This window comes from Methanosphaera sp. A6, from assembly GCF_001729395.1.
GTDB classification, from domain to species: domain Archaea; phylum Methanobacteriota; class Methanobacteria; order Methanobacteriales; family Methanobacteriaceae; genus Methanosphaera; species Methanosphaera stadtmanae.
This window is the reverse complement of the sequence record NZ_MAIF01000045.1, coordinates 1-7,145: the sequence shown is the minus strand read 5'-3', so window position 1 is coordinate 7,145 and position 7,145 is coordinate 1. Positions and strand designations below refer to the sequence as shown.

General features: G+C 28.1%; 7 protein-coding genes. 2 read left to right on the top strand and 5 right to left on the bottom strand.

Annotated features, from left to right (window positions below; all coding sequences use genetic code 11):
- Positions 1–227 precede the first annotated feature (227 nt).
- Positions 228–878: an orotidine-5'-phosphate decarboxylase gene (gene pyrF, locus A9758_RS01520; RefSeq protein ID WP_011405998.1), complete on the top strand. Its 651-nt coding sequence runs from the start codon at positions 228–230 to the stop codon at positions 876–878.
- Here pyrF and A9758_RS01515 read toward each other — a convergent pair.
- From A9758_RS01515 to A9758_RS01505, 3 genes are all read right to left on the bottom strand, one after another.
- Positions 846–1,448, bottom strand: a complete 603-nt coding sequence (locus A9758_RS01515; protein ID WP_011405997.1) for a hypothetical protein — start codon at positions 1,446–1,448, stop codon at positions 846–848. The genes pyrF and A9758_RS01515 overlap by 33 nt on opposite strands.
- Before the next feature lie 10 nt (positions 1,449–1,458).
- Positions 1,459–2,376, bottom strand: a complete 918-nt coding sequence (locus tag A9758_RS01510; RefSeq protein ID WP_011405996.1) for a deoxyhypusine synthase — start codon at positions 2,374–2,376, stop codon at positions 1,459–1,461.
- Positions 2,377–2,449: 73 nt separating this feature from the next.
- The gene (locus A9758_RS01505) at positions 2,450–3,337 is read right to left on the bottom strand and encodes a CBS domain-containing protein (RefSeq protein ID WP_011405995.1); all 888 of its coding nucleotides are present in this window, start codon (positions 3,335–3,337) and stop codon (positions 2,450–2,452) included.
- Between the two features lie 301 nt (positions 3,338–3,638).
- On the opposite strand from A9758_RS01505, the gene atwA reads away from it, so the two are divergent.
- Positions 3,639–5,237 (top strand): methyl coenzyme M reductase system, component A2, encoded by a 1,599-nt coding sequence (atwA, locus tag A9758_RS01500; RefSeq protein WP_011405994.1) that lies wholly within the window; start codon positions 3,639–3,641, stop codon positions 5,235–5,237.
- A 120-nt stretch (positions 5,238–5,357) separates the two neighbouring features.
- On the opposite strand, the gene cofH is transcribed toward atwA, so the two are convergent.
- Complete coding sequence (cofH, locus tag A9758_RS01495) at positions 5,358–6,407, bottom strand: 5-amino-6-(D-ribitylamino)uracil--L-tyrosine 4-hydroxyphenyl transferase CofH (protein WP_011405993.1); 1,050 nt, start codon at positions 6,405–6,407, stop codon at positions 5,358–5,360.
- Positions 6,408–6,808: 401 nt separating this feature from the next.
- Positions 6,809–7,081 (bottom strand): hypothetical protein, encoded by a 273-nt coding sequence (locus A9758_RS01490; protein ID WP_011405992.1) that lies wholly within the window; start codon positions 7,079–7,081, stop codon positions 6,809–6,811.
- Positions 7,082–7,145: the final 64 nt, after the last annotated feature.

The following is a 7,145-nucleotide window of genomic DNA, read 5'->3' as shown; positions in this document are numbered from 1 at the left end:
ATAATATATAAAAAATAGAATAAAAAATAGTAATTTTTAAGAAAAAATATAAAAATAAACCATTTAGACAAACCTAAAAATATAGTGTTTTATTAAAAAAATAAAAATTAAAACAAATAATAATCCACTATAGAAACAAAAAAAAGGACATAGTCTAAAAAAAGTTCAATAAAAACATGAGAAAAATTAAACAAAGTATTTCTATTTAGTAAATTAAATAAGTAAATATGAATGTTAAAAACCAGATAATATTAGCTCTAGATGTAGAAGAGAAAAATAAAGCCTATGAAATATTAGATCAAACAACAGAATATTTAGATACTATAAAAATTGGTTATCCCATAACACTAGCTCTAGGTCCTTCTATTATAACTTCAATAAAAGAAGAATATGATGTAAAAATCATTGCAGACTTTAAAGTAGCGGATATAGATGCAACAAATGAAAAAATAGTAAAAACTACATTAAACTACGGTGCAGATGCAATAATAGTACATGGATTTACTGGAGAAGATAGTGTATTGGCATGTAAAAATATGGCAGAAAAATTAGACAAAGAAATATTTCTATTAACAGAAATGTCACATCCTGGTGCAGATAAATTCCTAAAACCAGTATCCTTAGATATTGCACAGATGGGAGTAGATTTAGGAATTAAAAATTATGTAGCTCCAGCAACAAAAATAGATAGATTAAAAAAAATTAGAGAAGTAGTTGGTAAAGATTCATTTATAATCTCACCAGGTGTTGGATTCCAAGGAGGTAATGCAAAAGACACACTCCAATATTCCAATGCTGCAATTGTAGGACGTAGCATATACAATGCTTCAAATCCTAAAAAAGCATTAGAAGAGATCATAGAATCTATCAAAGTATAATCCTACAAATTCATAACTTAAATCAAATAAATAGAAACATATGAAAGTCATTGGATTAAATAAATAAATTCCTTGAGTAATTGAGAAAAATCTAAATAATAATCCTATTAATGATATGATAAGTACTGTTACTTTAAGAGCATATCTATATTTGAAGAATTTATCTACTAATGTAACTTCTTCATTATTTTCTTCTTTATTATCAGAAAAATCATTACCCTTCTCATCAATATATGCTGCAATTATACATAACATTAGCCAAATCCAACCGAATTCATTAAGTAAAATAGCCCAAAACTGAGGTGCTATTATATACAACAATAGAATAAATATTATGGCAGATATTATGTGATTTATAGAATCAACTTTTTTTGCTAAAGCAGTTCCAATAAGAATACTAACAAAAATAAATACAGCATCCATACTTGTAGCACAAACTAGTACTGTGAAAAATACACATAACAATCCAGTAATTATTGCAAGTACCTTATTATTTTTAGTATCCATAGCTTCATCTGAGAATTTCATAAAAAATCCAGATAAAGCATAACATAACGCATCAAATAACATGAAAAAAACCTTATTTTATTTTATCTAATGCGCCTGCAACAATCAATGGAAATAGTACTGTTGCATCACCCACAACTGTTACTAGATTAGAACCTTTTTTAGCTTTTGCCCATGATTTTGCTTCTTCAAGTGGTGCTCCACTTAAACTTCCACCTTCACTCCTATCTAATGTAATTTGAATTCCAGCATCAATTCCACCAGTTAATATGTTAGATGCTAAGGTATAATGTTTTGGTAATCCTCCACCAAGCATGCATGCAGTTACATTTTTAGAGTTATATACAAAATCAGATAAATATGCCATATCTTCCACTGCACTTATTGTAAAATCATGATCTTGACAGTAAATCCATAGTTGTAATCCAATCATACAATCAATTAAGCCTGGTGCAAATATTGGAACATTGTTAGAAGCTGCTGTTTTAATAATAGATTCATCATCCTCAATTAACAATCCAATTTCATATAAAAATTTTTGAATGGATATTGAATTATATTTCTCATTTATCTTAGCAAATATTTTATGTATTTCCTCTTCAAACACTTCAAAGTCCTCAGATTTTGTATAGATATCACCTATACGTCCAATTCCACTATCTTGTAGTGATTCATCATCTTCATGTAAACCTGCATAATGTCTTCCACCAAATGATTCTACTAAGTCATGTGTTAAATTTGCTCCACTTGATATTATCAAATCAACATATCCATTTTTTACTAAATCTCGAACTACCTTTCTTAATCCTCCAGGAACCATTGGTCCTGCCAGACTTAGAAATATCTTTGTTTCAGGATCTTTCATTGAATCTGCAAGTAAATTTGTTGCATGTGCAATTCTACCTGCCCCTAAAACACCTGATTCATCTAGTTGAGTTATAAATTCAGAGATTGTCATGTTTTCTGTTATATTTAAATGTTTAACTTTCATTGTAATTAACCTCATAAAAAAATAAATTTAAAAAAAATTTCTGGGAGTTGAAATAAAATAAGTTGGAAAAAGATTAATTTGAAGAATCTAATAATCTTTTTAACATATCATTAAATGATACAATTCCATAAATTTCATTATTCTTATCTAATAATATTAATGCTGTTACATCATTTTGTAGTAATAATGTCATACCATTTGATAAACTAATATTATCTCTTGCAGTTACAACAGACTCGCGCATAAACTCCTCAGCAGTACTATCCATCTTATTAGCAGCTACAGCATCTATAATATCAGAATATCTTATAACACCTAATATGTTGTTATCATCATCAACTATTGGTGCTCCTATTTGATTATTTTCTGATAATATTTTACAAATATCAGTAAGTTGCATTTGAGGAGTTATACTTTTTATCTGTTGAGTAGCAATATCCCTTAGTTTAACATTAGGAATACTTATAATATTTTTTGTTTTAATTAGAAGTACATTATCTACATCATCCCTTCCAATAATTGTTCCATCAACAGTTAAATTATTTACAGGAGTTGGACCAATTTTAATAGTATCATCAAGATCTAATTGTTTAATATCCCCTAATACTGAAATTGTTGCTTCACAATCCCCTGGTCTTAAAATACTGGTAAATTCTATTTTATTAACGGAAATATCTGAAACAATTGCGCCATTAACATATATTGGTACATGAATTTCACATGGATCATTTTCTATATTTAGAGTATGATATGCCTCCAATGTAGGTTTATATCCTCCTCTTGGTCCAGGAACACCTTGAACTAATCCTAAACTACGTAAAGATTGCATTTGATTACGTATTGTTCCAGAATTTCTACCCATCAAATCAGCTATACTTTCACATTTAACGGAAGTACATTTGGATTTTCTATATAAATTAATTAAACTTTGTAAAATCTCTCTTTGAACTGCTGTGAGCATGCTTTAACCTCTTTATGTGATTGAAGTGATTATAATTTTTAATGTGTATACATAATGTAAAAATAAATAATAAAAATTATAATTATATATATTTTTATATATACTTCTAATCTAATAAAAAGTTTATTACAAATTATTACAAATTATTATAAATTTAGAGGTTATGAAAAAATATTAATAGATTTTATTGTAGGTTAATATAATAATAGTAAATAACATATTATAATATATAAACAAGTTTGAATGAATCGAAACTAAATTTATTAGAAACAAAAAAATTACTTTGATTAGGTGTAAAAAAATGAGTTTTATTGAAGTTAAAAATGTTACAAAAAAATTTGACAATACTATTGTACTAGACAACATTAACTTAGAAATTGAAGAAGGAGAAGTTCTTGGTATTCTTGGAAGAAGTGGATCTGGAAAATCAGTACTACTAAATATGTTACGTGGTATTCCTGAGTATATACCAGATGAAGGAGAAGTAATATACCATGTTGCATACTGTCCAAAATGTAATCATGTAGATACACCATCTACTGCAGGACAAACATGTTCCTGTGGAGAAAAAACAGAACTTAGAGAAATAAATCTATGGAACTGTTCTAGAAAAGAATTTTTAGACATTAAAAAAAGAATATCCATCATGTTACAAAGAACATTTGCATTATATGAAGAAGAAACAGTAATTGAAAATATAATGAAATCCTTTGAAAATCAACGTGATGAAGATAATGTTAACAAAGCAATAAAACTTCTTAAAATGACACGCATGGAACATAGAACAACTCACATTGCCCGTGATTTAAGTGGAGGAGAAAAACAAAGAATTGTATTAGCAAGACAATTAGCAAAAAATCCAATGGTATTCTTAGCTGATGAACCTACAGGTACTCTTGACCCTAAAACAGCAAAATTAATACATTCTGCTCTACTTAGTGGTGTTAAAAATAAAAATATTACCATGATTATAAATTCACACTGGCCTGAAGTAATTGAAGATTTATCTGACAGAGTTATATGGTTAGATAATGGAAAAATAATAGATGAAGGTAAACCTGAAGATATTGTTTCAAAATTCATTAAAGAAATACCATTACCTAAAAAACATCCGGCAGTAACAATAGGTGATGCTTTAATTAAAATGGATGATCTTAAAAAGTATTATTTCTCAACAACACGGGGAGTTGTAAAATCAGTTGATGGAGTAACACTAACAATTAATGAAGGAGAAATTGCAAGTGTTGTAGGATTAAGTGGAGCTGGAAAAACAACACTTTCAAAATTAATTGCAGGACTTATAGAACCAAGTGATGGAGAAATTGAAATAAGACTTGGTGAAGAATGGATAGATATGTCTAAAAAAGGACCAATGCACAGAGGACGTGTAACACCACATATAGGATTATTACACCAAGATTTCAGTCTATACCCATATAAAACAATACTTGGAAATTTAACTGATGCAATTAGTCTTGACTTACCCTCAGAATTTGCAAAAATGAAATCATTACATGTATTAACAGCTGTTGGATTTAAAGAAGAAGAAGCAGCATCATTACTTGAAAAATATCCTGATCAAATGAGTGGTGGAGAAAGACACAGAGTCGCTCTTGCACAGATTCTTATTAAAGAACCAAACATAATAATATTAGATGAACCTACTGGTACAATGGATCCTATAACAAGACGTAATGTTACAGAATCAATATTAAATGCTCGTGAAGAACTTGACCAAACTTTTATTATAATATCACACGATATGGACTTTGTACTTGAATGTTGTGACACTGCAGCATTAATGCGTGAGGGAAAACTTTTAGATCATGGAAAACCTATAGAAATAGTAGACGAATTAACATCACAAGAACGTACAAAAATGCTTAACAAACATACATGAATCTGACTTCCCCCCCCCTTTTTTTTATATTTATTATAAAATAGAGAATAATTCAATAAAATAAAAAAAAATAGTGTTGAAATACATATCATATTAATACATACTTCTTCTTAAAAACAATTACAACATTTCATACTTAGTAGTTCTCTCTTGTGGAATTCTACCAATATCCTTAATTAATTGTTTGATTTTTTCTACAGGTAAATATCCACCATAACCACCACCTGCAGCTGTGGATATTTTATCTTCAATCATTGTTCCACCAATATCATTAGCACCACATGTTAGAGCAACTTGTGTCATTCTTAGGCCTAACTTTACCCATGAAACTTGAATATTTGGAATTACATCCCCAAAGATTATTCTGGAAATTGCATGGATTTTTAAATCCTCAATACCTGTAGCACCATTAGATATTTTTCCAAGCTCATTATTTTCACCTAAAAATGTCATTGGAACAAATTCAGTAAATCCATGAGTTTCTTCCTGAATTTCCTTTAATAAAAACATGTGTTCTATCCTATCTTCCCATGTTTCAATACTTCCATACATTATAGTTGAAGTTGTTGGAATTCCCAATTCATGAGCTTCCTTAACAATCTTTGCCCAATCGGCTGTAGATACCTTATTTGGACAGATTTGTTTTCTTATTGAATCAACTAAAATTTCTGCAGATGCACCAGTCATTGTATCCATTCCTACATCTTTTAACCTACTTAAAGCTTCAAAAGTAGTTATATTTGAATTTTTAGCAGTTTGATATATTTCTGCAGGAGATAATGCATGTAAACATATTTCATGTTGATTTTTAATATTTTCGATAAGATTACAATAATAATCTATATCCATATCCCTAGTAATTCCGCCAAATAAACATATCTCAGTAGCTCCCACTGTTTTTGCCTGAACAATACTTTCAGAAATTTCTTCATTAGTCATTTTATAATTTTCAAAATTTCTAAAAGAACAGAATTTACAGCCAATCATACAATTATCAGTTATATCAATAGCCTTATTAACAACATAAGTTACTTTATCACCAACAATAGTTTGTCTTAATTTATCAGCAGTATCAAATAATTCAAACTGATTTGCAGATCTGACTAATTCTATAGCATCTTCTTTAGTAATTTCATTATCTAATGATTTATTATATATTTCTTCTATCACAAAATCCACCTTAATGAATATAAAAAATAAATACAAAAATTCTTATAACACATTAACTTCTCTTAATCTATTATTATATTAAGTAATAATTTATTTAATAAATTATCTGAAATTCTTCATAATATATTAAAAGTATTAAAAAAATAGTGAAGGTTATTGACTTACTCCTGACATATAAAAGTCTAGGATTCTCGGGCAATAAACATTATAGTTTAGATTAATCGAGCTATCCCCCATAGTCCATGGGTTTATTTTTAATCATAGCATACTTTTTTTAGGCTTAAATAATTATCTTTAAACCATGACATGCATTACTACTGATTTATTCTAAGTAATTCTTTCTTTTGTCTAATTCATTCTACCTATTAAATGTTAGGCTATTTCGACTAGAAGGATAAAATTTATTCTGGTAAAGTTATTTTCCATAAGTAGTATAATTCTTCTACTTTATCTTGTTTTTTAGATCGTTTTTTAGATTTCTTTTGAAGGGTGGATTCTTCTCCAAACCATTCTTCTACAGTATTATCTAAAAATTCTGCAATATCCTCATCATAATAACGAGTACCTATTGTGTAACAATCAGGTTCATTACGAATATAAATAATACCTCCACCTTTTTCTTCCATTATATCAGTAATTTTTAATAATGTATCATAATATTCTTTTGCTACCATGAGAAACCTCCCTTTTTTATCAAGAATTAATATTATATATATTTATAAAATAATTTATATATTA